Source organism: Pseudomonas sp. GM74 (genome assembly GCF_000282455.1).
Classification (GTDB): Bacteria; Pseudomonadota; Gammaproteobacteria; order Pseudomonadales; family Pseudomonadaceae; genus Aquipseudomonas.
Map to the genome: position 1 here is coordinate 1 of NZ_AKJG01000050.1, position 26,535 is coordinate 26,535.

General features: G+C 61.8%; 20 protein-coding genes. 17 read left to right on the forward strand and 3 right to left on the reverse strand.

Annotated features, from left to right (window positions below; translation table 11 throughout):
* Window positions 1-936, reverse strand: a 936-nt coding sequence (locus PMI34_RS16165) for a retention module-containing protein (RefSeq protein WP_008049397.1), incomplete at its 3' end; no start/stop codon positions are given.
* Between the two features lie 356 nt (window positions 937-1,292).
* Between PMI34_RS16165 and PMI34_RS16160 the strand changes: the two genes are divergently transcribed.
* The 15 genes from PMI34_RS16160 (at window position 1,293) to PMI34_RS16090 (ending at window position 20,389) form a co-directional block, all read left to right on the forward strand.
* Window positions 1,293-2,642 (forward strand): TolC family outer membrane protein, encoded by a 1,350-nt coding sequence (locus tag PMI34_RS16160; RefSeq protein ID WP_008049398.1) that lies wholly within the window; start codon window positions 1,293-1,295, stop codon window positions 2,640-2,642.
* Between the two features lie 42 nt (window positions 2,643-2,684).
* Window positions 2,685-4,841: a type I secretion system permease/ATPase gene (locus PMI34_RS16155; protein ID WP_008049399.1), complete on the forward strand. Its 2,157-nt coding sequence runs from the start codon at window positions 2,685-2,687 to the stop codon at window positions 4,839-4,841.
* Entirely contained in the window at window positions 4,831-6,195 is a 1,365-nt protein-coding gene (locus PMI34_RS16150; protein ID WP_008049400.1) for an HlyD family type I secretion periplasmic adaptor subunit, read from the forward strand. The genes PMI34_RS16155 and PMI34_RS16150 overlap by 11 nt, the downstream gene beginning before the upstream one ends.
* A 379-nt stretch (window positions 6,196-6,574) precedes the next feature.
* Window positions 6,575-7,462 (forward strand): TauD/TfdA dioxygenase family protein, encoded by an 888-nt coding sequence (locus tag PMI34_RS16145; RefSeq protein WP_008049401.1) that lies wholly within the window; start codon window positions 6,575-6,577, stop codon window positions 7,460-7,462.
* Between the two features lie 18 nt (window positions 7,463-7,480).
* The gene (locus tag PMI34_RS16140; RefSeq protein WP_008049411.1) at window positions 7,481-8,506 is read left to right on the forward strand and encodes an ABC transporter substrate-binding protein; all 1,026 of its coding nucleotides are present in this window, start codon (window positions 7,481-7,483) and stop codon (window positions 8,504-8,506) included.
* Between the two features lie 5 nt (window positions 8,507-8,511).
* Window positions 8,512-9,372, forward strand: coding sequence for an ABC transporter ATP-binding protein (locus PMI34_RS16135; RefSeq protein WP_008049412.1), 861 nt, complete (start codon window positions 8,512-8,514; stop codon window positions 9,370-9,372).
* 21 nt (window positions 9,373-9,393) lie between these two features.
* Window positions 9,394-10,260 carry an ABC transporter permease gene (locus PMI34_RS16130; protein WP_008049413.1) on the forward strand — a complete coding sequence of 289 codons (867 nt, stop codon included), beginning with the start codon at window positions 9,394-9,396 and terminating at the stop codon, window positions 10,258-10,260.
* Between the two features lie 94 nt (window positions 10,261-10,354).
* On the forward strand, window positions 10,355-11,284 hold the full coding sequence (locus tag PMI34_RS16125) for a LysR family transcriptional regulator (RefSeq protein WP_008049414.1): 930 nt from the start codon (window positions 10,355-10,357) through the stop codon (window positions 11,282-11,284).
* A 141-nt stretch (window positions 11,285-11,425) separates the two neighbouring features.
* Window positions 11,426-12,958 carry an MFS transporter gene (locus tag PMI34_RS16120; protein WP_008049416.1) on the forward strand — a complete coding sequence of 511 codons (1,533 nt, stop codon included), beginning with the start codon at window positions 11,426-11,428 and terminating at the stop codon, window positions 12,956-12,958.
* Between the two features lie 26 nt (window positions 12,959-12,984).
* Window positions 12,985-14,049 carry an HlyD family secretion protein gene (locus tag PMI34_RS16115; RefSeq protein WP_008049418.1) on the forward strand — a complete coding sequence of 355 codons (1,065 nt, stop codon included), beginning with the start codon at window positions 12,985-12,987 and terminating at the stop codon, window positions 14,047-14,049.
* Window positions 14,046-15,608, forward strand: coding sequence for an efflux transporter outer membrane subunit (locus PMI34_RS16110; protein WP_008049422.1), 1,563 nt, complete (start codon window positions 14,046-14,048; stop codon window positions 15,606-15,608). Before PMI34_RS16115 ends, PMI34_RS16110 begins: the two co-directional genes overlap by 4 nt.
* Window positions 15,609-15,687: 79 nt before the next feature.
* Complete coding sequence (locus PMI34_RS16105; protein WP_008049423.1) at window positions 15,688-16,467, forward strand: efflux RND transporter periplasmic adaptor subunit; 780 nt, start codon at window positions 15,688-15,690, stop codon at window positions 16,465-16,467.
* Complete coding sequence (locus PMI34_RS16100) at window positions 16,464-17,783, forward strand: efflux RND transporter periplasmic adaptor subunit (protein WP_008049424.1); 1,320 nt, start codon at window positions 16,464-16,466, stop codon at window positions 17,781-17,783. The genes PMI34_RS16105 and PMI34_RS16100 overlap by 4 nt, the downstream gene beginning before the upstream one ends.
* A complete protein-coding gene (locus tag PMI34_RS16095) occupies window positions 17,784-19,880 on the forward strand; it encodes an HlyD family efflux transporter periplasmic adaptor subunit (RefSeq protein ID WP_008049425.1) in 2,097 nt (698 codons plus the stop codon).
* 11 nt (window positions 19,881-19,891) lie between these two features.
* A complete protein-coding gene (locus PMI34_RS16090; protein ID WP_008049427.1) occupies window positions 19,892-20,389 on the forward strand; it encodes a GNAT family N-acetyltransferase in 498 nt (165 codons plus the stop codon).
* A 23-nt stretch (window positions 20,390-20,412) separates the two neighbouring features.
* Here PMI34_RS16090 and PMI34_RS16085 read toward each other — a convergent pair whose 3' ends face one another.
* Both PMI34_RS16085 and PMI34_RS16080 read right to left on the reverse strand, forming a co-directional pair.
* Window positions 20,413-20,724 (reverse strand): DUF6916 family protein, encoded by a 312-nt coding sequence (locus PMI34_RS16085; RefSeq protein WP_008049431.1) that lies wholly within the window; start codon window positions 20,722-20,724, stop codon window positions 20,413-20,415.
* A 54-nt stretch (window positions 20,725-20,778) separates the two neighbouring features.
* Window positions 20,779-21,366 carry a phage tail protein gene (locus PMI34_RS16080; protein WP_008049433.1) on the reverse strand — a complete coding sequence of 196 codons (588 nt, stop codon included), beginning with the start codon at window positions 21,364-21,366 and terminating at the stop codon, window positions 20,779-20,781.
* 315 nt (window positions 21,367-21,681) lie between these two features.
* Between PMI34_RS16080 and PMI34_RS16075 the strand changes: the two genes are divergently transcribed.
* Together PMI34_RS16075 and PMI34_RS16070 are read left to right on the forward strand one after the other, a co-directional pair.
* Window positions 21,682-22,518, forward strand: coding sequence for a sulfotransferase family protein (locus tag PMI34_RS16075; protein WP_032829606.1), 837 nt, complete (start codon window positions 21,682-21,684; stop codon window positions 22,516-22,518).
* A 131-nt stretch (window positions 22,519-22,649) separates the two neighbouring features.
* Window positions 22,650-26,535: Ig-like domain-containing protein (locus tag PMI34_RS16070; protein WP_008049439.1), on the forward strand; the 3,886-nt coding region annotated here is incomplete at its 3' end.

Consider the following 26,535-nt stretch of genomic DNA (forward strand, 5'->3'; position numbering starts at 1 on the left):
GGTCATCGGCGTACCGGCCGGGTTGCTCAGGGTGGCGGTGTAGGTGATCTGGCCGCCTTCGGTGATGTTGCCGGTGGCGGTCAGGGTCAGGCCGGTGGTGTCCACGGAGTCGGTGATGGTGGTCACGGCCGGGGTAGTCGGCGGCGTCACTGTGATGCCGTTTCCACCGCTGGTGCCGGTGACGGTTACTTCGATCTGGGTTGCGTCGTTATAGACAGTGTCGTTCGCAGCCAGTGGCACGTTGACGGTGCCGGTGGTCGAGCCCGCGGGAATCACGATCACGGCGCCGTTGGACAAGGTGACAGTCAGGTCGCTCAGCGGTGCCTGGGTCAGGGTCGCGGTGTACACCAGCACGCCTCCGGCCTCGGTGATGGTCGGCGTGGCACTGAGGCTGAGGACGGATTCACTCGGGGTATTGGCGTTGGCGTTGGCGTTGGTGTTGACGTTGGTGGTCTGGCCAGCCGGGGTTTCCAGGGTGGTTTGCGCGACAGAGTTGATACCCGCGGTCGGGAAACCGATGGTCGGGTCGACGCGGTCAGCCGTAGCGTCAAGCATCACGAAGCTGTGACCGCCACCGACGGCACCGCCAGAACTCGACGCCGTCGGACCCGCAGCAGTGGCTTCAAGGTCTTTGGTCGGGTCGGCACCGGCGACAATGGCTTGTTGCAGCTCTTCAACGGACGGCGCGGCCTGCGCGGTGGCGGCTGCCAGGTCAGTGCCGGAGTCCGGGGTGTCAGCGCTCCACTGGGTGTCACGGCCCAGATCGAGGGTGCGGCCATCGGCCAGTTCCAGAGACACGGCACCGGAAAGGCCGGTGTCGATCTGGTCGCCGGCAAACAGCTTGTCGCCTTCAACGAGAACGCGGCGGATGCCCTCTGGGGACACCACGAAAACCTGACCGACAATGCTTTTGACGTTGGCAACAACACTGCTCATTGAAGACTCTCCGGGGTGTCACGTTCAGTTGGCTTCCATGGACCTGATGGCGTCTGCGCCGACCAGTCTGGACGTACATTGCAAAATAGATGCACAAGTTTGACGCATCAAATCGTCAATAATTTGGCTATAATTTTTCGCTATTAACTTTATGCCAAACTATTGACCTTCTGAGTCCCATCCTAAACAATCGTCCCAGTAATGTCACATTGATATTTGAGCTGTGACCTGTCCTCGGTATGTGATCCGGTTCCGCTTTTGAGCTTTCCGACATACGGTCATTCCGCTCGCCATCTTCCGACACGGCACGCTGTTCAGTCGTGATTCAAGACAAGAAGTCCTGGGAAATTCCTACAATGCGTTCGCCTTTGTTCATGGCTATACCTTTCGCCCTCGCCGCGTCCTTCGTCCAGGCGCAATCCTTACCAGAAGCCATGCAACAAGCGCTGGATGTCCATCCGGAAGTCCAGGCAGGCGTCAACAGCCGGTTGGCTGCTGATTATCAGTTGAAGGCGGCGAAAGGCGGGTACTTGCCACGGGTCGACCTGTTGGGCGGTTATGGTCGTGAAGGCACCGATAGCGTGACGACGCGAGATGACGGCAACAATCACTTCGAAACCCTGAATCGCAGTGAATCAAGTTTGCGACTGACCCAGATGGTCTTTGACGGTTTTGCGACGTCCAGCGAAGTCGGGCGTCAACAAGCCACCGTCAACTCCCGCGCCTACTCGCTGCTGAGTACCTCCGAGCGCACCGGGCTGACTGTGGCCCAGGTCTATCTCGACGTACTGACCCGCCGCGAATTCGTGCGTCTGGCCGAGGAAAATCTCAAGAGCCACCAACGTATTTACGACCAGATCCAGCTACGCACCCAGCGTGGCGTCGGCAGTGGCGCCGACCTCGATCAGGCCGAGGCGCGGATGGCCCAGGCGCGCAACAACCTGATCACCGAACAGACCAACCTGGCTGACGCCGAAACCAACTATCTCTCCGCTGTCGGCCAGATGCCGGATCAACTGGAGCGCCCGGCGAGTTTCCTGGCGCTGATGCCGGCCAACCTGAATGAGGCCCGTGCGCAGATGCTGGAAAACAGCCCGATCCTGCGCTCGGCCGAATCCGATATCGCCGCTGCCGAGAAGCAGTACGACACGGCCAAGTCGACGTTCTACCCGCGCTTCGATGCTGAGTTGGGTCGCTCCGCGGACAACGACATTGATGGTCAGAATGGCCACAATAACGAATGGCAGGCCATGCTGCGCATGCGCTTCAACCTGTATTCCGGTGGCAGCAACAAGGCCGATCTGGAATCCAAGTCCTACCTGTCGAACCAGGCGCTGGATATCCGCAACAACGCCCTGCGCCAATTGAATGAAGAGCTGGGCCTGGCCTGGAACGCCCTGAACAATGCCAACGCGCAGGTGCCGATCGCCCAGCAATACGTCGATCACAGCACCGCGGTGCGTACCGCTTACCAGCGTCAGTTCACCCTCGGCGAGCGCTCCTTGCTCGATTTGCTCGACAGTGAGAACGAACTGTTCACCTCTTCGCGCCGTCTGGTGGAGATCAAGAACATTCAGCTATTTACTCAGTACCGAATCAAGGCGACCATGGGCGAGTTGCTCAAGAGCCAGGGAGTGGTCGCACCATTGGCATCCGTTGTGCAGAACGACTTGAAGCCCAAGGTCCAATTGCCCGGTATGAATTGAGCAGGACCTTCATTGTTCAATTGTTAGCCAAGAGTGCCGAGCGTGGAATCAGAAGTCAGTCGGGTTCAACTCATTCATGATCCGCGCGCGTTGCATGACGATCCGTTGCTGGATGGTCTGCTCGCTCTTTGCATGCTGCACCAGAAACCTGCCAGCGCGGCAATGCTGACCACCGGCCTGCCGCTACCCGAGCAGCGCCTGAGTGTCGAGTTGCTGCCGCGTGCGGCCGCTCGCGCGGGGCTGCAAGGTCGGGTGCTGCAACGCAAGCTGGAGGAAATTCCGGCGATTGCCATGCCGGCATTGTTGCTGCTCAAGGACGGTCGCAGTGCCGTCCTGCTCGGCTGGCAAGGTGAAGATCAGGTGCGGGTACTGCTCAGCGAAAGCGATGGCGGTGAGTCCCTGGTCAGCCGTGAGTTACTGGTCGACGACTACATCGGCAAGGTCTTTTTCGCCCAGCCGCAGCATAAATTCGACGTCAACCACGGCACGCTGATTCCGCGTGCGCGCTCGTGGTTCCGCGACACCCTCAAGCGTTCGCGCTGGTTGTACGCAGATGCCATCGCCGCCAGTTTTCTGATCAACATTATTGCCATGGCCGCGCCGTTGTTCGTGATGAACGTCTACGACCGCGTGGTGCCGAACCAGGCCGAAGCGACACTCTGGGTGCTGGCACTCGGCATCACGGGCGCTTACCTCTTCGACCTGATCCTGAAAAGCCTGCGTAGCCTGTGCCTGGATCTGGCCGGCAAGAAAACCGATCTGATCATCTCCGCCACGCTGTTCGAGCGCATCGTCGGCATGGCCATGAAATACCGGCCGGCGCGGGTCGGCAGCTTTGCCCAGAACATCCATGAGTTCCAGAGCCTGCGGGACTTCCTCGCCTCGCTGACACTGACCAGCCTGATCGACCTGCCGTTCACCATCCTGATTTTCATCGTCATCGCGATCCTTGGCGGGCATCTGGTATGGATACCGGTGCTGGCATTCCCGATTGCCCTGGCCATCGGCTATGCCTTGCAGAAACCGCTGGTGGCGACCATGGAACGGACCATGGCGCTGGGGGCCGAGCGTCAGTCGAGCCTGATCGAAACCCTGGCCGGCCTGGATGCGGTGAAGGTCAACAATGCTGAAAGCGAACGCCAGTATCAGTGGGAGCAGACCATCGGCACCCTCAGCCGCCTTGAGTTGCGGGTGAAAATGCTCTCCGGCCTGGCGATGAACATCACCTTGCTGATCCAGCAACTGGCCGGGGTGATCATGATCGTCTTCGGCGTGTACCAGATCATCGACGGTCACCTGAGCATGGGCGGCCTGATTGCCTGCTACATGCTCAGTGGCCGTGCACTCAGCCCGCTGGCGTCGCTGTCCGGGCTGCTGACTCGTTATCAGCAGGCGCGGGTGACCATGACCTCGGTCGACCAGATGATGGAGCTGCCCCAGGAGCGCAATTTCGAAGAACGTCCGCTCAGCCGCAAGGTGCTGCAGGGCGGTATTGAGTGCCGCCAGCTCAACTTCACCTACCCGCAACAGCAGAACCTTGCGCTGAAGAACATCAACCTGTCGATCAGTCCCGGCGAGAAGGTCGGCATCATTGGCCGAAGCGGCTCGGGCAAGAGCTCGTTGGCGAAATTGCTGGTGGGGCTGTACCAGCCGGATGACGGCACGCTGTTGGTCGACGGTGTGGATATCCGCCAGATCGACGTCAGCGAACTGCGCTACAACATCGGCTACGTGCCCCAGGACATTCAGTTGCTCGCCGGCACCTTGCGCGACAACCTGGTTTCCGGGGCGCGGTATGTAGAGGACGAACTGGTGCTGCAAGCCGCGGAACTGGCCGGCGTCCACGAGTATGCGCGCCTGCATCCGCAGGGTTATGAACTGCAGGTCGGCGAGCGCGGGCAGAACCTCTCCGGTGGTCAGCGGCAAAACGTCGCCCTGGCCCGTGCACTGTTGCTCAACCCGCCGATCCTGCTGCTCGACGAGCCGACCAGTGCCATGGACAACACCGGCGAAGAGCGTCTCAAGCAGCGCCTGGCGGCGGTGATCGAAAACAAGACCATGGTGCTGGTGACGCACCGGGCATCGTTGTTGTCGCTGGTGGATCGGCTGATCGTGATCGACCGCGGGCAGATACTCGCCGACGGCCCGAAAGCCGCGGTGATGGAAGCGTTGAAGAAGGGGCAGATCAGTGTTGCTTAAGTCGGGTAAGGATTCGATCCGTCGCTACTTCAAAGGCTCTGCTTCACTTCAGGGCCAGCCGCTGCCGGAGGTCAACAAGGCGCTGATCGAGGATGCGCCACGGGTGGTGCGGCTGACGATCTGGGCGATCATCGCGTTCTTTGTGTTTCTGATGCTCTGGGCCAACTTCGCGGTGATCGACGAAGTGACCAAGGGCGACGGCAAGGCGATTCCGTCGTCGAAGATCCAGAAAATCCAGAACCTTGAAGGCGGTATCGTTGCCGAGCTGTTCGTCAAGGAAGGCCAGATCGTCGAAGCCGGCGCACCGCTGATTCGCCTGGATGACACGCGATTTGCTTCGAACGTCGGTGAAACCGAGGCCGATCGCTTGTCGATGCTGCTGCGGGTCGAACGCCTGAGCGCCGAGGTCGAAGATCGCCCGCTGAACTTCCCCGAGGATGTGCTCAAGGCCGTTCCGGGTCAGGCCAAGAGCGAAGAGTCGCTCTATATAAGCCGTCGCCAACAGTTGCACGATGAAATTGGCGGCTTGCAGGAGCAACTGATCCAGCGCCAGCAAGAGCTGCGCGAATTCACTTCCAAGCAGGCGCAGTATCGCCAGCAGTTGGGCTTCCAGCGTCAGGAGATCAGCATGTCCGAGCCGTTGGTGGCCCAGGGCGCGGTATCGCCGGTGGAAGTCCTGCGCCTCAGGCGTGCCGAAGCGGAGACCCGTGGTCAGCTCGACGCCACCACCCTGGCCATTCCGCGTGCCGAATCGGCAATCAAGGAAGTGCAGCGCAAGGTCGATGAAACCCGTGGCAAGTTCCGCAGCGAAGCCCTGACCCAACTCAACGAAGCACGCACCGACCTGAACAAGGCCCAGGCCACCGGCAAGGCCCTGGAAGACCGGGTCAGCCGGACGCTGGTCACTTCGCCAGTGCGGGGTATCGTCAACAAGTTGCTGGTCAATACCATCGGCGGGGTTATCCAGCCAGGCAGCGACCTGGTGGAAATCGTGCCACTGGACGACACCTTGCTGGTCGAGGCGAAGATCCGCCCCCAGGACATCGCATTCCTGCATCCGGGACAGGAAGCGACGGTGAAATTCACCGCCTACGATTACACCATCTACGGCGGGTTGAAAGCCAAGCTCGAGCAGATCGGTGCCGACACCATCACCGACGAAGACAAGAAGACCACCTACTACATCATCAAGCTGCGCACCGACCGCAGCCACTTGGGCACCGATGAAAAACCGTTGCTGATCATTCCGGGGATGGTGGCTTCCGTGGACATCATCACCGGCAAGAAGACCGTGCTGAGCTACCTGCTCAAGCCGATCATCCGCGCGCGGGCCGAGGCGCTGCACGAGCGCTAGATCTCTAGATCTTCAGTGGATTCACTGGCCCCATCGCGGGCAAGCCCGGCTCCCACAGGTTTTTGTGTCAAACACATGATCGTGTTTCAACAATGAACCTTGTGGGAGCCGGGCTTGCCCGCGATGGGGCCAGTCAAAACACCAAAACCTTGTCAGAAAGTGACAAATAATGTCACTCGGCCATCCACTCAGTCCCTCATCAATTGCCATATCGTTATTCGTTAACAGTATTTAAAATTCAATTCTTATATCTATAAAGTCAATCTCCTGCGTACCTGCCGACCAATCGGCGCGCCGCACGACACGAACCAACACGGGACCTCCGTGAGTTTCTGATCGACGCGCGCGCCTTTGAGCGTGCCGTGCGTGGGAGTGATTTATGTCTGCAGCTTCAGCTTCGCCAAGCATCGCGCCACAGTTCTTTGAAATCCGCCCGTTCAGCACAGCGGTGGGCGCCGAGATCATCGGTCTCGATTTGTCCCGTCCGATCAATGATGACGATTTTTCCCGCATTCACCGCGCCCACCTGGATCATCACGTGGTGGTGTTCCGCGACCAGCGCATAACCCCTGAGCAACAGATCGATTTCAGCCGCCGTTTTGGCGTGTTGCAGATCCATGTACTCAAACAGTTCCTGCTGGCAGGGCATCCGGAAATCCTCATCGTTTCCAACATCGTCGAAAACGGGCAGAACATCGGCCTCGGCGATGCTGGGAAGTTCTGGCACTCCGATCTTTCCTATAAGGAGCTGCCGAGCCTGGGCTCGATGCTGCATGCCCAGGAGCTGCCGTCAGAAGGCGGTGACACATTGTTCGCCGACATGCACAAAGCCTGGGACAGCCTGCCGCTCGCGTTGCGCAAAGCGGTGGAAGGCCGCTCGGCGGCACACTCCTACACGGCGCGTTATAGCGAGACCAAATTCGAAGGCAACTGGCGCCCGACCCTGACGCCTGAGCAGCTCGCCCAGGTCGCCGAAGTCGTCCACCCGGTCGTGCGTACTCACCCCGAGAGCGGCCGCAAGGCGTTGTTCGTCAGCGAAGGGTTCACCACCCGCATCGTTGGCCTGCCGGAAGACGAGAGCCAGCAACTGCTGACCGAGCTCTATGTCCACAGCGTGCTGCCGCAAAACATCTACCGCCATCAATGGCAGCCCCATGACCTGGTGTTCTGGGACAACCGTTCGCTGATCCACCTCGCCGCCGGATGCCCCGGCCATCTGCGCCGCAAGCTGTATCGCACCACCATCCAGGGCGACGCGCCTTTCTGATTTGTCGGAGATTTGATCATGTCCAAACGTCTTCCATTCGCACCGCTGGCCGCGGCCATCGGCCTGGGTTTCAGCCTGATCGCTGGCAGCCTGGTGGCGCCGACCGTGGCTCACGCCGAAGGTGAAATCCGCATCGCCGAACAGTTCGGCATCGTTTATTTGTTGCTCAATGTGGTGCGCGATCAGAACCTGATCGAGAAGTACGGCAAGCAGGAAGGGATCGACATCAAGGTCGACTGGACCCAGCTCTCCGGCGGCGCGGCGGTCAACGATGCGTTGCTGTCGGGCTCGATCGACATTGCCGGCGCCGGTGTCGGCCCGCTGCTGACCATCTGGGATCGCACCCACGGCAAGCAGAACGTCAAGGCCGTGGCTTCCCTGGGTAACTTTCCGTACTACCTGGTGAGCAATAACCCCAAGGTCAAAACCATCGCCGACTTCACCGAGAAGGACCGTATCGCGGTGCCGGCGGTGGGCGTGTCGGTGCAGTCGCGCTTCCTGCAATACGCGGCGGCCAAACAGTGGGGTGACAAGGACTTCAATCGCCTCGACAAGTACACCATCGCCGTTCCACACCCTGATGCCACGGCTGCGCTGTTGGCCGGCGGCACCGAGCTGAGCGGACACTTTTCCAACCCGCCGTTCCAGGATCAGGAACTGGCCAATCCCAATGTGCACGTGGTGCTGAACACCTATGACCTGCTCGGTCCGAACTCGCCGACGGTGCTGTTCGCCACCGAGAAATTCCGCAATGAGAACCCGAAAACCTACAAGGCATTCATTGATGCGCTGACCGAAGCGGCCACGTTTGCCCAGAACGACAAAGGCGCAGCGGCGGACACTTACATCCGCGTGACCAAGGCCAAGATCGACCGCGCCGCGTTGCTGAAGATCATCGACAACCCGCAGTTCGAATTCAGCGTCACGCCGAAAAACACCTACCCGCTGGCGGAGTTCCTCTACCGCGTCGGTGCGATCAAAAACAAGCCGGACTCGTGGAAGGATTACTTCTTCCAGGATGCCAAGCCGCTGCAAGGGAGCTGACCACCATGAACGCCCCCTTGCAAGGCCACACGGTCAGCAAACCGATCGCGGCGGCCCAGGCGCTGCTGTCGGTTGATAACGTCAGCCTCGAATACCGCACGCCGCAGCGGGTGGTGCGGGCGACCCATCAAGTCAGTTTCGAGATCGATCCGGCGGACCGCTTTGTCCTGCTCGGGCCGTCCGGCTGCGGCAAGTCGACGTTGCTCAAGGCCGCCGCCGGCTTCATCCAGCCAGTGGAAGGCGAGATCCGTCTGCAAGGCCAGCGCGTCGATGCGCCGGGGCCGGACCGGATCGTGGTGTTCCAGGAGTTCGATCAACTGCCGCCATGGAAAACCGTCAAACAGAACGTGATGTTTCCGCTTCTGGCCTCGAAAACCCTCAAGCGCAGGGAGGCCGAAGAGCGAGCGCTGCACTATCTGGAAAAGGTCGGCCTGGCGGCGTTTGCCGAGGCTTATCCACACACCCTGTCAGGTGGGATGAAGGCCCGGGTCGCCATCGCTCGGGCGCTGGCGATGCAGCCGAAAATCCTGTTGATGGACGAACCCTTTGCCGCGCTCGATGCCCTGACCCGGCGCAAGATGCAGGAAGAATTGCTGCTGCTCTGGGAGGAAGTACGGTTCACGCTTCTGTTCGTCACGCACTCTATCGAAGAGGCGCAGGTGGTGGGCAATCGCATTCTGTTGCTGTCACCCCATCCGGGCCGGGTGAGGGCGGAAGTCCACAGCCACCAATACGATTTGCACAGCCTCGGCGGTGTGGCGTTTCAGGAGTCGGCGCGACGTATTCACCGGCTGTTGTTCGACGAAGGTCAATCACTGCCAGCCGAACATGAACTGGATTTCGCCGACATCCGCATCGCTTATTGAGCCAGTTGAGAGGAGGGCCCGATGAGCCATTTATCATCCCCGCGTGAAGAGTTCGAAACGGTTTTGCAGCCACTGACCAGCGTGCCGCTGGAGCGGGAATTACCCCTAGGCCAACGCCTGTGGCAACAGGGCTGGTTGCGTAAAAGCCTGATCCTGATTTTGCTCGCCGTGCTGTGGGAAGCTGTTGCCCGGTATCAAAACAACGACCTGCTGCTGCCGAGTTTTGTGCAAACCGCACACGCCTTGTACGACGGACTGCTCAGCGGTGAATTGCTGGGCAAGGTGTGGATTTCCCTGGTGGTGTTGCTCAAGGGCTATCTGATCGGCATCGCCCTGGCGTTTGCCCTGACCACGCTGGCGGTGTCGACGCAATTCGGTCGCGACTTGCTCAGTACCCTGACCTCGATGTTCAACCCCTTGCCAGCCATCGCCCTGCTGCCGTTGGCGCTACTGTGGTTTGGACTGGGCCAGAACAGCCTGATTTTCGTGCTGGTGCATTCGGTGCTCTGGGCACTGGCGCTGAACACCTACGCCGGCTTCCTCGGCGTCTCGGAAACCCTGCGTATGGCCGGGCGCAACTACGGCCTCAAGGGCATGCGCTTTGTGCTGTTCATCCTGATCCCGGCAGCATTGCCGTCGATCCTTGCCGGCCTGAAGATCGGCTGGGCGTTTGCCTGGCGCACGTTGATTGCTGCTGAGCTGGTGTTTGGTGCGAGCAGTGGGAAGGGCGGGCTGGGGTGGTACATCTTTCAGAATCGCAATGAGCTGTACACGGACAAGGTGTTTGCTGGCTTGGCGGTGGTGATTCTGATTGGGTTGCTGGTGGAGAATCTGGTGTTTGATTCGTTGGAGCGGGTGACGGTGAAACGCTGGGGGATGCAACGTTGACTGACTGTTTGTGTGAAGTCCGCTTGCACAATGGCTGAGTTGAGTTTGCTAGCATTGCACCTGACTCAATAAAGATCAGGCACGAGTGCTCACAATGCAACTCCCGGACATGAACCTGTTGGTCGCCCTCGACGCCTTGCTCGACGAGGGCAGTGTGGTGGGCGCCGCGCGGCGGATGAACCTGAGCCCGGCGGCGATGAGCCGGACATTGACGCGCATCCGCGAGGCCATTGGCGATCCGATCCTGGTGCGCGCCGGCCGTGGCCTGGTACCGACCCCCAAGGCGCTGGAATTGCGCGAGCAGGTGCGCAGTGTGGTGGAGCAGGCCGGGCTGCTGTTTCGTTCGGCCGATGCTGTGGAACTGAGTTCGCTGCGGCGGCGGTTCAGTATTCGGGCCAACGACTTCTTTGTCGGCGTCTACGGCGGCAAGCTGTTCGACACCCTCGACCGGCAGGCGCCGCACTGCGAATTACGCTTCGTCCCGGAAGGCGATGGCGATGATGAGGCGTTGCGCGAAGGGCGGATCGACTTGAGCATCAGTAACACCCGGCCGCTGACGCCGGAAGTGAAGGTCCAGAACCTGTTTTCCACCCACTTCGTTGGTCTGGTGCGCGAGGATCATCCGTTGCTGGACGATGAAATCACGGCGGAGCGTTACGCGGGGTTCTCGCATATCAGCATGTCCCGGCGTGGCATTGCCCGGGGGCCGATCGATACCGCGCTCAATGCCTTGGGGCTGGAGCGACGGGTGGCGGTGATCGCGCCGAGCTTCCATGCGGCGATGTTCGCCTTGCCCGATTCCGACCTGATCCTGCCGGTGCCCAAAGAGGCACTGCTGAGTGTGCGGCGGCTCGGGCTGAAGCTGCGCTCGTTCGATCTGCCGATCCCGTTGCCGACCCTGATGCTGACCCAGGCCTGGCATCCGCGTTTCGACAAGGATCCGGCCCACCGCTGGCTGCGTGAAACGCTGAAAGCCTGCTGCGATGAAACGTGGTTGGCCGCTCAACCTGAAAGTCACCGCTGAACCCCTGTGGGAGCAAGCCCGCTCCCACAAGGTTTTGTATCGTTGCGTCTAGCGCACTTATAACCTGCCGATAAGTTGATTTTCGTCAGGCATCACGCTTCCTAAAATGCTTCGGTCCTTCCACGCCGGAGCTTGCAGTACATGACTTCCCTTACGGTCACGGCACCTGTTGCTGCGGCCAGCGCGGCAGCCGCTCCACCTGTCTTTGGCCCGCGAATCATCATCGGCCTGGTGGGCGTATTGCTGGCGGTGCTGGTGTCTGGCCTGAACGAGATGGTGACCAAAGTCGCCCTGGCCGATATCCGTGGTGCGTTGGCCATCGGCTACGACGAAGGCACCTGGCTGGTGGCCTGTTACACCGCGACGTCGGTGGCGGCCATGGCGTTCGCGCCGTGGTGTGCGGTGACGTTCTCATTGCGGCGCTTCACCCTGTGGGCCATCGGCCTGTTCACCCTGTTGGGCGTGTTGTGCCCCTTCGCCCCGAATTACGAAAGCCTGTTGTTGCTGCGCACCTTGCAAGGCCTGGCGGGCGGTGCATTGCCACCCATGCTGATGACCGTGGCCCTGCGGTTTCTGCCCGCCAACGTGAAGTTGTATGGCCTGGCCGGTTATGCCCTGACGGCAACGTTCGGTCCGGGCCTGGGCACGCCGTTGGCCGGGTTGTGGACCGAGTATGTCGGCTGGCAATGGACCTTCTGGCAAATCATCGCGCCGTGCCTGATTGCCATGGCCGCAGTGGCGTACGGCTTGCCGCAGGACCCGCTGCGTCTGGAGCGCTTCAAGTCCTTCAACTGGCGCGGTGTGCTGCTGGGTTTTCCCGCCATCTGCATGCTGGTGATCGGCATCCTGCAGGGCAACCGCCTGGACTGGTTCGAGTCCAGCCTGATCTGCGGATTGCTCGGCGGCGGGCTGTTGCTGCTGGTGCTGTTTTTGACCGGCGAGTGGTCGCAGCCAATTCCGTTTTTCAAGATGCAGATGCTCGGTATCCGCAACCTGTCCTTCGCCCTGCTGACCCTGGCGGGCGTGCTGGTGGTGTTGCAGGCGGTGATCATCATTCCGTCCAGCTACCTGGCGCAGGTCCAGGGTTATCGCCCGGTACAGACCGCGCCGATCATGCTGTTGGCGGCGCTGCCGCAATTGATCGCACTTCCGTTGGTGGCGGCCCTGTGCAACTTTCGCTGGGTCGATTGCCGCTGGGTATTAGGCATCGGCCTGAGCATGCTGGCGCTGTCGTGCGTCGGCGGCTCGCAACTGACTTCCGCGTGGATTCGAGATGATTTCTACGTGCAGCAATGGCTGCAGATTTTCGGTCAGCCCATGGCGGTGTTGCCGCTGCTGATGCTGTCCACCGGCAGCATCAACCCGATGGAAGGGCCGTTCGCATCGGCCTGGTTCAACACCGTCAAAGGCCTGTCGGCGGTCATCGCCACCGGGGTGATCGAAGCGTTGACCACGGCACGACTGCATTTTCACTCGACCATGCTGGTCGACCGCCTCGGCAACTCGCCAATGGCCGAACAAGACAGCGCAGGTCTCGCTCATCGTCTGCATGAGCAAGCGGTGGTGCTCACTTCCTCTGATCTTTACCTGTGCATGGCCGGTATCGCCGTGACCTTGATCCTGCTGATTTTCTGGCTGCCGACGCGGATCTATCCGCCGCGCGCACCGACCTGAATGCTCCACTGATACAGAAGGTTTTTATGAACACTCAAGCAAAGCAGAAAGTCGCGGTTGCCGTGGTCGTCGCGTTGGCCGTCGGTGTGTTGCTGTACCTGGCGATGCCCGGCCTGTTCGGCAAGCGTACCCGGCAGAACACCAACGATGCTTATGTCTCGGCGGATTTCACCCTGGTCGTGCCGCGCGTTGCCGGATTTATCAAGCAGGTGCTGGTGGAGGACAACCAGCAGGTCAAGGCCGGGCAGCTACTGGCACTGATCGATGACCGGGATCTGCGCGCAGCCGCCGAGGCCGCCGATGCCGAAACACTGGTGGCCAGGGCGCAACTGCAAAACGCCCGGGCGACCCTCGAACGCCAGGCGTCGGTGATTGCCCAGGCGCAATCCTCGGTGGTTTCGGCCAAGGCGGAAATGGCGTTTGCCGAGCATGAATTGAACCGCTACAAGCACCTCGCCGGGGTGGGCGCCGGCACGGTGCAAAACGCACAACAAGCCCAAACTCGCATCGACCAGGCCTCCGCGCGGCAGGCCAATACCACGGCGGTACTGGCGGCGGAACGCAAGCAGGTGGAGATCCTCACGGCCCAGCGCGATGCCGCCGAAGGAGGGTTGAAACGGGCGCAAGCGAAGCTGGAAATGGCCAGCTACGAGTTGTCTTATACGAGGATCGTCGCGCCACAGGACGGCATGGTCGGCGAACGCGCGGTGCGGGTCGGCGCCTACGTCACTCCGGGCAGCAAAATCCTCGCCGTGGTGCCGCTGGCGCAGGCATATGTGATGGCCAATTTCCAGGAAACGCAACTGACGGATGTGCAGCCGGGGCAGGCGGTGCAAGTGCGCGTCGACAGCCTGGGCGGTGCGGCACTCAACGGTCGTGTCGAAAGCATCGCACCGGCCACCGGAGTGACGTTCGCCGCGATCAAACCGGACAATGCCACCGGCAACTTCACCAAGGTGGTGCAGCGGATACCGGTGAAGATCGTGCTGGAGCCGGGGCAGTCGCTGGCCGAGCGCTTGCGGGTGGGGATGTCGGTGGAGGCGAGTATTGATACCGCCACCGCCAAGGCGAAAGAGGTTGTTCAGCGATGAAGATTTTCGTTGATCGCGCTGGCGCCTTCGCGAGCAAGCCCGCTCCCACAGTTGATCGCATTCCCCTGTGGGAGCGGCGGTGCGGCGATCCGACTTGCTCGCGAAGAGGTCATCAGCCTCGCCTGACTTTTTCTGCCTTGCTTGTGCTGAGCTTGTCAGCCTGCACCGTCGGCCCGGACTTCCAGAAGCCTGATGCACAGCAGATCACCGAATGGGCAAAACCATCAAAGGCAGCCACCAGCCAGGCCATCGCCGAAACAATGACCGAGCGTTGGTGGGAAGTGTTCAACGACCCGAAACTCTCGGCCCTGAGCCAACGCGCCCTGACCGACAACCTCGACCTGAAACTGGCCGGGAACCGTCTGCAGCAAAGTCGTGCGGTGCGTCAGGTCATCACTGCCAACCGCTATCCCAACACGGCCGTCAGTGGCAGTTACGGGCGCAATCGCAACAGCGGTGAAGGCTTGAACGACCCGTCAGGACACAACGGCCAATCCGCCTTCAACCTGTGGAATTCCGGCTTTTCCGCTTCCTGGGAGCTGGACTTCTGGGGCCGCGTGCGTCGGGAAACCGAAGCGGCCGACGCCACTTTGGAGGTCGCCGAGAACGATCGGCGTGGTGTGCTGCTGTCGGTGCTGGCCGAAACCGCCCAGGACTACATTCAATTGCGCGGTGTGCAGAACACCCGGCTCGTCACCGAGCAGAACCTCGACGTCGCCCGCCATAGCCTGAAGCTTTCGCAACTGCGCCTGGCCGACGGCGTCGCGACGGACCTGGATGTCGCCGAAGCCGCCGCGCAGGTGGCGGCCATCGAATCGCGTCTGCCCGCGCTGGAGCAGCGCCAGTGGCAACTGATCAATGCCTTGAGCCTGTTGATGGGCGAAGCGCCCCAGGCATTGGCGGCGGAGTTATCCACAGACGCCCCAGTGCCACAAACTCCACGCCAGGTTGCCATTGGCTTGCCCTCGCAACTGGCTGAACGTCGACCGGACATTCGCCAGGCCGAAGCGCGACTGCATGCCGCCACGGCCAGCATTGGCGTGGCCAAGGGCGATTTCTATCCGCGCATCACCCTGTCGGGGAACATCGGCTCCCAGGCCATGCAACTGAGCGATTTCGGCTCCTGGGGTTCGCGTTCGTTCGGTATCGGCCCGCAATTCTCTTTGCCGTTGTTCGACGGCGGCCGCTTGCGTGGCGTGCTCGAGTTGCGCGAAGCACAACAACAGGAAGCGGCCATTGCCTATCAGCAAACCGTGTTGCGCGCCTGGCATGAAATCGATGACCAACTGACCGCCTACAACACCAGCCAGTTACGCCGCGACAGCCTGGCCGAGGCCGTACGCCAGAACCGCATTGCGCTGAACACCGCGCAGCAGCAGTACGTTGAGGGCGTGGTGGATTTCGTCACCGTACTCACCGTGCAAGGGGCGTTGCTGGCCACGCAGGAGCAGTGGGTCGAAAGCTCGACCGGCGTGTCGCTGGCAGCCGTCGGGTTGTACAAGGCGTTGGGTGGAGGTTGGGAGTCGGTGTATCCGTTGAGCGAGACGGCGCAGCGCTAATACACAGGTAATGATGGCCATCTGCTTGACGCTAGTCACCGCTGTCGTAGACTCCGTTGATCCGAAAGGGAGTGCGGTCATGCGGATTTTCTGTGTGTTGGGGTTGGGATCGGTCCTCGTCGCGAGCGCTGTCCAGGCGCAAACGCCTGGGGCAGACGACCCGCTTGCGCAAATGGACGCAGGCGCCAGTGCTGCGACCAGTGCCGAGGCCCGCGGTGTATTGCGTGCCCGGGATCAGGCCGTACTGGCCAGTGAGGTGCCCGGGCGGATTGTCGAGTTGCCGTTCAGCGAGGGGGAATCGTTCAAGAAGGGCGATACCCTGGCGCGATTCGATTGCTCGGCCTATCAGGCGCAGCTCAATGCCGCTCAAGCGGCCAGCCGTGGCGCAGGTGAAGAGCTGGCGCACAACCGGCAACTGGCCGCGCTGAATTCGGTCGGGCGTTTCGAAGTAGCACGTGCCGAGGCCAAGGTCAGCGAAACCCAGGCGCAGTCCCAGGTGTATCAAGTGCAGGTCAAGCGTTGCAGCGTGCTGGCGCCGTTCGATGGCCAGGTCGTCGAGCGCAAGGTACAGCGCTATGAAAGCGTTCCTGCCGGCGCGCCATTGCTGGACGTAGTCGATAATCGCACCCTGGAAATCCATCTGCTGGTGCCCTCGCGCTGGATGGCCCGACTCAAGCCCGGGCAGACCTTCAGTTTTGTTCCCGATGAAACCGGCACGCCGTTGGACGCGACGGTCAAGCGCCTGGGCGCGCGAATCGATGAAGGCAGTCAGACCTTGCTGCTGGTGGCCAGCGTGCCCGATGCCAGCGGGTTGCTGGCGGGCATGAGCGGCACGGCGCATTTCGCGGAGTTCAAGTGAACGCGCCGGTGAGCGGCGGTGCCGAGCAGGTGTTCGCACGTTTTCTTGATCTGGAGCGCCAGACCCGCGCAGCCCAAACGCCCGTCCAATTGGCCTACAGCCTGGTCAATGATGGCCAGGCGCTGTTTGGCTTTCGCCATGCGGCACTGTTGATCACCGGGAAGGTGCAGGCCGTGACCGGTGTCAGCGTGGTGGAGCCGAATTCACCCTTTGTAGCGTTCGTCGAGCAGGCGGTGGCGCAGTTGTTCAAGCGCGAACAGTTGCAGCAGGCGCGGGTGGTTGCCGCTGATGTCCTCAGCGAATCGCTGCAGGATGAATGGCAAAGCCTGTCGGCTGCGCAGGTGTTCTGGCTGCCGCTGATCGATCGCCAGGGCGAAGTGTTCGGCGGGTTGTGGCTGGCCCGGGATGTTCCGTGGAACCCTGGCGAACAAGTACTGCTGTCGCAACTGGGCGATAGCTACAGCCACGCCTGGCAGGCGTTGCAACCGCGCAAGCCATGGCGCCTGCGCTGGACGCGCAAACGCCAGGCATTGCTGGTGGCAATGCTAGTGCTCGGGCTGTTGATCCCGGTGCGCCAATCCGTTTTGGCGCCGGCCGAAGTGGTGCCGCTGGGCGGTCGGGTGGTGGCGGCACCGCTGGACGGTGTGATTGCCGAATTCCTGGTCAAACCCAACCAGACGGTGAAGACCGACGATCTGCTGCTGCGCTTCGAAAGCACCACGCTCAAGGCTCAGGCCGATGTCGCCGAACGCGCCCTCGGGGTTGCCGAGGCGGAACTCAAGGCCAACTCCCAGCGCTCGTTCGCCGATGCCGAGTCCAGCTCGAAACTGGATTTGCTGGCCGCCCGGGTCGAACAGAAACGCGCCGAGCGCGACTACGCCCGTGAACTGCTCAAGCGCAGCGAAGTGCGCGCCGAGCGCGATGGCATCGCGGTATTTGCCGATGCCGACCGCTGGACCGGCAAGCCCGTGCAGACGGGCGAACGGCTGATGGAAATCGCCGATCCGGCGCAGGCGCAATTGCGTATCGAACTGGCCGTGGGCGATGCGATTTCCCTGGAGCCCGGCGCCGAGGTCGCCTTGTTCCTCGACAGTGACCCGCTGCAACGGCATCTGGCCAGGCTCGAACGTTCGGCTTATGAAGCGCAGCCCACGGCGGGCGGGCAGTTGGCCTATCGCCTGGATGCGAATTTCGACGCGGCACCCCCGCGCATCGGTTTGCGCGGCACGGCGAAAATCTTCGGTGACCGGGCGCCGCTGGCGTTGTACCTGCTGCGTCGACCGCTGGCTGGTTTGCGTCAGAGCGTGGGCTTGTAAGTGAGCCTGCCTGGTCTGCGTGCCGACCTGCAATTGTCCCCGGCAGCGCCGGCACTGGACGGTGCGCCCTGCTGGACGCTGGCCGACCCGGTGCGGGGACGTTACTTCAAGCTCGGTACTACGGCCATGCGATTGTTGCGCCACTGGTCGCTGGGTGAGCCCGAGCAAGTCCTGCAAGCGGCCAATCGTGAGCCGGGACTGGCACTGGACGCTGCGGATCTTGAGCAGTTGCTGGTGTTCTTGCGCAGCCACGACCTGATTACCGCCCTCGATCCCCAACAGCGGGCCAGTTACAGCCTTAAAGCGGATGCCCAGCGCCAGAGCCTGTGGCAGCAGCTGCTGCATCAATACCTGTTTTTTCGTATTCCGCTGTGGCGTCCCGAGCGTTTTCTCAATCGTGCCTGGCCATGGCTGGAGCGCTTTGGCCCGCGGGCGCTGCGCTACGGATTGCCCGCTGTACTGGGGCTGGGGGTGTTTCTGGTGTCGCGGGACTGGCAGCGGTTTATCGCGACCTTTCCGCATTTGTTCAGCCTTGGCGGTGCATTGGCGTTTGGTGTGGCCCTGTTCTTCGCCAAGCTCTGCCACGAGTTTGGTCACGCGTTCATGGCCAAGCGCGCCGGGTGCCGGGTACAGAGCATGGGCGTGGCGTTCATGGTGTTGCTGCCGATGTTTTATACCGATGTCAGCGATGCCTGGCGGGTCAATGATCGCAAGGCCCGGTTGCTGATTGGCGCGGGCGGTGTGCTGGCCGAGTTGCTGTTGGCGTGCATGGCCTTGCTGGCGTGGTCGTTGCTGCCCGACGGGCCGGCTCGCACCGCGGCGTTCATGCTCGCCAGTGCTACGTGGATCACGACGTTGGTGGTCAACCTCAACCCGTTCATGCGCTTTGACGGTTATTTTTTGCTCAGTGATTTCTGGCAGGTCGATAACCTGCAAGGTCGGGCGTTTGCCTTGTGCCGCTGGCGCCTGCGCGAGTTTTTATTCGGTTACGGTGCCGCGGCACCGGAGCCTTGGTCGCCGACAATGCAACGGCGTTTGCTGATCTGGGGGTATGGCTCGTGGTTATGGCGCGCGGCATTGTTTTTCGGGATCGCTCTGGCGGTCTACCACCTGTTCTTCAAGGTGTTGGGGATCTTCCTGATGCTGGTGGAACTGGTGTGGTTCATCTTTCTGCCCATCATGAGTGAATGGCGCCAGTGGTGGGGCCGCCGCGAGCAGGCGCATGGGCCGCGGGTGCTGCTCAGCAGCCTGGCGTTGTTCGGGCTGTTGCTGCTGCTGATCCTGCCGTGGCGCAGTGCCGTCGAGGTGCCGGCCATGCTCGAAGCGGGCCGGGTCAGTACCTTGCATGCGCCAGTGGCGGCACGGATCAAAGCGGTGAATGTGCAGGACGGGCAGGCGGTGGCGCAGGGCGATGTCCTGATCGAACTGGAGTCCCCGGATCTCGATTCGCGCCAGACCATCGCGCGCCGGGAGATCGAGATTCAGCAGTTGCAGATGCGTCGTCAGGCCAGTCGCAGCGAAACGGCTTCCGATGCCGGGATCGTCGAGCAGCGCCTGGCCGAAGCGGTGGCGGAATACCGGGGGCTGGCGGCTCAGCGCGAGCGTTTGCTATTGCGCGCCCCCCATGCCGGCACGGTGCGCGATCTGCTGCCGCAATGGGCGGTGGGGCGCTGGCTGTCGACCCGGGAGCCGCTGGCCCGGGTTGTCGAGCGGGGTGTGCGCTTGCGCGGCTATCTGGCCGAGGCGGAGCTCTGGCGCGTGGCACCGGGTGCCACCGGACGGTTTATCGCGGACGATCCGATGCACCCGGCGATTGCCGTGCAATTGAGCGAAATCGATACCAATGGTGCGGCGTTTGTCGATCAGGAGGCGCTGACTTCCGATCACCACGGGCCGATTGCCGTGCGCCGCGATCAGTCTCAGCGGGCCGAGCCGGTACAGGCGCAGTACGGTGCGCGGTTGATGACCCTCGAACCGGCGCCGACGCCGGTGCAGCCACTGCGTGGCGTGGCAGTGTTGCAGGGCAGCGGCGAGTCGTTATTGGGGGTCGCCTGGCGGCGCATGGCGGCGCTGGGAGTCAGGGAAAGCGGTTTTTAAGGAGAGCGACGATGGCGAACAACAATGCTGTGGCAGCCGAAGGTTTGGTGGTACGGCCTTCGCTAGCCAGTGACGGGCCGTTTTTGCAGCGCCTGTATCAATCGGCCCGACCGGACCTGCAATGGATCGACGACAGCGTGGAGGTGGTCGAACAGGTTGTGGCCCAGCAGTTCCAGGTGCAGGAGCAAGGTCTGGGTGAAAACTTCCCCAATGCCATGCATTACGTGGTTGAGAAGCTTGGCACTGCGATCGGCGCGTTGAGCACTGATTTCGGGGCGAACGAGATCCGCGTGCTGTATCTGGCCTTTATCCCGGCGGCGCGGGGGCAGGGGTATGGGCGGGCGGTACTGCAGGGGGTGCAGAAAGCCGCCCAACAGATTCGTTGCCCGGTGGCGACGGTGGTCTGGGCCAGCAATCCTCATGCGCTTGGGCATTACCTGGCCCTGGGCTTTGCAGTGCAGGAATACAACGTCGCGGCACAACGACTGGTGTGGTATCCGCAAGGCTGAAGGCACTGCGAGCCAGAAAAGGGTCAGTTGAAGGCGATGTAGAAGTAGCCTCGCTGCGGATCACGTCCCATCGACGGTACCCGGGAAACGAAAATGTTTTCCACTTCGCCCAGTTCCGGCAATTGCAGCATGCATAACCCGTCCACAAAATCGGTCGGGACCAGGCTGTTGAGCTCGACACTGAATGGCATGCGCTCACTGTTGCGCATGCGGGCGCGGGGTGAGTCCTCAAGGTGTTCGATCTGCACCGGCAATTCGCTGCCGTCGGGCAGGCGAAGGGCGACGGTCTGGCCCAGCAGGGGCTGGAAATGATGGCTTTGAACCGCTTGCAACATGATCAGGCTCCGAAAAGTGAACAGTGCCGGGGGCGCGCGGCCCCCGGCGAACCTTCAGCCGCGCGATGGAAAATACCCTTGCAGAGCGATGCTGAAGTTGATGACCAGGAACGGGTTCATCACGCTCATGGGCTGGGTCCCGCCAGTGGAGGCAATCTCTCCGGTGACGGTGGTGGTTACGCCCTGGAGCGCCACCGCCGTTGCCCCTTGTTGATCGGAGTAGATATTCGCCGTCCCCGGTCCGCCGCTCGAAGCGCCGATGAAGGAGTTGGTTGCCGTTGGCACGTTTACGGGATTGCTCGAGGGATTGGCCAGTTGCAGGGTAGTGGTGGCGGTCAGTCCGGACATCTGGTGGGTGTGGTTGGGCATGTTGCTGATGGTCGCGGTGACGTTTTCGGTACCGGAAATCTCGCCAATGGTGCGCGTGCTGAGATTGGCACCAGTGCCTTGGGCCATCGGTAATCGACCCTGCAGGTCAGGTAACATGAAGGTGGTCTGGCCGTTGCCACCGTAGTTCACGCCAATCAGCGAGAACAATGCACTCCATTGCGAAATGCTCAACGTCTGGCCATTGCAAAGGGCCCAGTTCTGGGGGGCGAAATCAAAGGCGAAAGGCTGGATAGTGCCGATAAATACTTCCATGAATCCTCATCCTTCAGGTTGGTGGTTGGCGCGCCACGCGGCTGCCAGACACCTGGGGGTGTCGACTCCTTTTCTTCACGTGGCTCGGTCACGCCACGCCACAGCGTAGACGTAGATTGTGGGTGTCGTGGCGGGGTAGAGTTTGTCCGGTGGACACGCCCCCGGGGCTGTCGTCGTTAAAGTCCTCCACTGGTTGCGCAAAGCTTGGTTTCAAGTCGGTTTAGCTTCAATTTGATATCAAAGCACCACTAGTCGAGGCTTTATCGATCGACTACGCTTTGTCCTACAAAGGACTATCGAATACGGTGAAGGGACTTGCACCATTTTCATTTCATTTCCGGTTTGCCGCGCTCGGGCTCGACCCTGCTTTCTGCAATCCTGTTGCAGAACCCGCGTTTCCATGCCGGAATGACCAGCCCTGTGGGTTCCCTGTTTTCCGGTGTTCTGGAGCAGTGCAGCGCTGGCAGCGAGTTCGGCGCGGTGATCGACACCGACATGCGCCGCCGCCTCTTGCACGGCCTGTTTGATTCCTTCTATGCCGACAAGGCCGACAAATCGGTGGTGTTCGACACCAACCGCCTTTGGAGCGCCCGGCTGCCGGCCATCAACGACCTGTTTCCCAAGGCCAGGGTGATTGCCTGTGTGCGCAACGTCGCCTGGATCATGGACAGCATCGAGCGGCTTTACCGCGCCAATCCCTATGAAAACACCAAGCTTTTCGGCGATGCCGTCGAGCGCAACACCGTCTACAGCCGTTGCGAAACCCTGGCCCAGCGCAATCGCCTGGTGGGTTTTGCCTGGGCGGCGCTCAAGGAAGCCTATTACGGCGAACATGCCGACTCCTTGCTGATCATCGACTATGACTTGCTGACCCAGGCTCCGGAGCGGGTGCTGCGGCTGGTCTATGACTTTATCGGCGAGCCTTGGTTCGAGCACGACTTCGAACACCTGGCTTACGACGCCCCGGAATTCGATCAAGCCCTCGGGGTGACCGGCCTGCACAAGGTCAGACCCAGGATTGCGGTACAGGCCCGGCGAACCATCCTGCCGCCGGATCTGTTCAAGCAATACTCAGACTTGTCCTTTTGGCTCGATGGCTCTGCCAGCGCCGCTAATGTCATTCGTATGAAGTCCGACGCCGCGAACATTTGATCGCGGCGTTTTTCATTGATGCCTTACGTATATTCGTTCGAGTTCGGGTGAGCAGCATGTGGTGGACCATTTCTGGCGGGGCAAAGGCAAAGTCACGGGCAAACGAAGGCCAACGGACGCCAGCGGCGCCCATGATCATGTTCCTTGAACCACGCATGCTCTTCGACGGCGCCGTCGCCGCCACGGTGGCCGATACCGCCGCCCAGGCGGACAGCCATTCCACAGCCGATGCCGCCAAGGCGCCGACCGCCGATCACCCGATGGCGAGCAAGGACACCCATGGCCAGGCCGATGCCACACCGACAGCCAGCCCCGTAGCGGTGCCCGGGCAGAGCGTGGTGTTCGTCGACTCCCGGGTGAAAGATGCCGACAGCCTGCTCACAGGCGTCGCCCCCGGGACCCAGGTCGTGAAACTGGACGCGGGCACGGATGGGCTACAACAGATTGCCCAATACCTGGATCAGCATCAGGGCATCAGCTCGGTGCAGATCATCGCCCACGGCAACGCCGGTGACCTGTGGCTGGGCGACAGCTATCTGTCGGCCGACAACATCGCCGCCCGCAGCGCGGTGCTGGCGGAAATCGGCAAGGACATCAGCGCCGGCGGCGACATCCTGATCTACGGCTGCTACACCGCCGAAGGCGAGCGTGGCCTGAGCTTCGTCGATTCGCTGGCGCAAATGACCGGCCGCGATGTAGCGGCTTCGAACAACCGCACGGGTATTGGCGGTGACTGGGATCTGGAAATTGCCACCGGCAACATCGAAAGCGCCAACGTCCTCTCGACCACGGCCATGAGCGACTATCAGTGGGGCCTGGCCACCTGGACCGCCACCAACAACGCCAACACCGGCGTCGGTTCGTTGCGCGCGGCGATCGCCTCGGCGCAGAACGGCGATATCGTCACGTTCAACGGCAGCATGACGGTGCAGTTGACCTCAGAACTGTTGATCAACAAGAACATCACCGTTGATGGCGACTTGAACAACGACGGTGCGGCTGACGTGATTCTCGACGGCCAGTACAGGACTCGAGTGATTGAAGTGACGTCCGGCAGCACCGTGACCCTCGATGGCCTGGTGATCACCCGTGGCCTGGTGTCGGGCACGGGCGGCAACGGTGGCTACGGCGCCACGGGCGCGATGGCCGGGGGGATTTTCAACGCAGGGATTCTGACCCTCAACAACGTTACCGTGACCTCCAACGCCGCTTCTGGTGGCGGTGGCGGCGGCGGTGTCACCGGCGCTTTTTACGGCGGTGGGGGGGGCGGTGGCGGCGGTTTGGGCGGCCAGGGCGGCGGGCATGGTGGTTCGGCAGGGCCGGGCACCGGCACATTGGGCGGCCAGGCGGGCGGCGGCGGTGTCGGGGGTTACGGCGGCGGTTATGACGCCACCCACATGGGCGGTCGCGGCGGTACCACCACTGGCGGGGCTGGCGGCATAGGCGTTTCCTATTACAGCAACGGCGGTAACGGTGCGACGGCCACCAATGGCACGATTTCCATTGGTGGTGGTGGCGGTGGGGCTGGTTGGGACAAGGTGGGTGGCGCTGGCGGCAATGCGGTGGGCGGGATCTACAACGCCAGCAGCGGCACCATGACCATCGTTGGCACGTCGACTATCAGCAACAACATCGGCGCTGGTGGCGGCGGTGGCGGTGGCGGTGGCCAGGGCAGCAATGCCAGCAATGGCGGCGTGGGCGGCCGGGGCGTCGGTGCGGTCTGGAACAAAGGTACGCTGCTGATCACGGCCGCCAACTTCGCCGCCCTGGCCGGTAATGCCGCGGCCAGTGGTACAGGCGGTACCGCGCAGGGCGGAGGTTCAACCGGTACCTCGCCGACCTCTGTCGCGACCATCTACAACGACGGCGGCATACTCAACACCGCGTATGCACCGCCACCGACCGCGACCATTGTGCTCGCCGATGCCTCACTGGGCATCGGCGAAACGTCCCTGGTGACGATCACCTTCTCCGAGTTCGTGACCGGTTTCACCAATGCGGATCTGACCATCGCCAACGGCACCTTGACTGCGGTGAGCAGCGGCGATGGCGGCCTCACCTGGACGGGAACGTTTACGCCGTCCGCCAGTATTTCCGATACGACCAACGTCATCACCCTGAACAATACCGGAGTGACTAACCTTCTGGGCACCGCCGGCGTCGGTGTCACCAACTCCAACAACTACATCGTCGACACCGTACGCCCGACCGCCAGCATCGTGTTCAGCGATACGGCCCTCAAAATTGGCGAAACGTCGCTGGTGACTATCACGTTCGATGGGGCCGTCACCGGTCTCACCAACGCGGACCTGACCATCGCCAACGGTACGCTCACTGCGGTAAGCAGCAGCGACGGAGGCATCACCTGGACGGGGACCTTCACTCCGACCGCGAGCATCACTGACGCAACCAACCTGATCACCCTGGACAACACCGGGGTTAGCGACCTGGTGGGCAACGTCGGCAGCGGCACCACCGATTCCAACAACTATGCCATCGATTTCGTGCGGCCAACGGCCACCATCGTGGTGACGGACACGGCGCTGAGAATCGGCGAAACCTCACTGGTAACGATCACCTTCTCCGAAGCGGTCAGCGGTTTCACCAACGCCGACCTGACGATTGCCAACGGCACGTTGACCTCGGTGAGCAGCAGCGACGGTGGCATCACCTGGACCGCCACATTCACCCCGAACGCAAGCACCAATGACGCGACCAACCTGATCACCCTGAATAACACCGGGGTCAGCGATCTGGCGGGCAACGCCGGCAGCGGCACTACCGATTCCAACAACCATGCCATCGATACACTCCGTCCAACCGCGACCATTGTGGTGACGGATACTGCGTTGAGAATCGGCGAAACCTCACTGGTGACCATCACCTTCTCCGAGGCGGTGAGCGGTTTCACCAACGCCGATCTGACCATTGCCAACGGCACGTTGACTGCGGTGAGCAGCAGCGACGGCGGCATCACCTGGACCGCCACCTTCACGCCCTCCGCGAGCATCAACGACACGACCAACCTGATCACCCTGGACAACACCGGCGTGGCTGATCTGGCGGGCAATGCCGGCAGCGGCACTACCGACTCCAACAACCATGCCATCGACACCGTGCGGCCAACGGCAACCATCGTAGTGACGGACACGGCGCTGAGAATCGGCGAAACCTCGCTGGTGACGATCACCTTCAGTGAAGCGGTCAGCGGTTTCACCAACGCCGACCTGACCATCGCCAACGGCACCTTGACCTCCGTCAGCAGCAGCGACGGCGGCGTCACCTGGACGGCGACCTTCACACCTTCCGCGAGTATCAATGACACGACCAACCTGATCACCCTGGACAACACCGGCATCGCGGATCTGGCGGGCAACGCCGGCAGCGGCACCACTGATTCCAACAACTACGCCATCGACACCGTGCGCCCGACCGCCACGATTGTGCTGGCGGATACAACACTGACAGCGGGCGAAACCTCGCTGGTGACCATCACGTTCTCCGAGGCGGTGAGCGGATTCACCAACGCCGACCTGAGCATTGCCAACGGCACCCTGACTGCGGTGAGCAGCAGTGACGGCGGTATCACCTGGACCGCGACCTTCACGCCAACCGTCGGCGTGAGTGACCCGAGCAACGTCATCACCCTGAACAATACCGGTGTGGCCGACATCGCCGGCAACACCGGCAGCGGCACCACCAGTTCCGGCAACTACACCATCGATACGGTGCTGCCGACAGCCACCATCGTGGTCGCCGACAATGCGTTGAAAATCGGTGAAACGTCACTGGTGACCATCACTTTCAGCGAAGCCGTCAGCGGTTTCTCCAATGCCGACCTGACCATCGCCAACGGCACGTTGAGCGCGGTGAGCAGCAGCGATGGCGGCATCACCTGGACTGCCACCTTCACCCCGACCGTCAGCATTACCGACGCTACCAACCTGATCACATTGGACAACACCGGTGTGCAGGCTGCCGGCACCGGTAACGTAGGCAGCGGCACCACCGATTCCA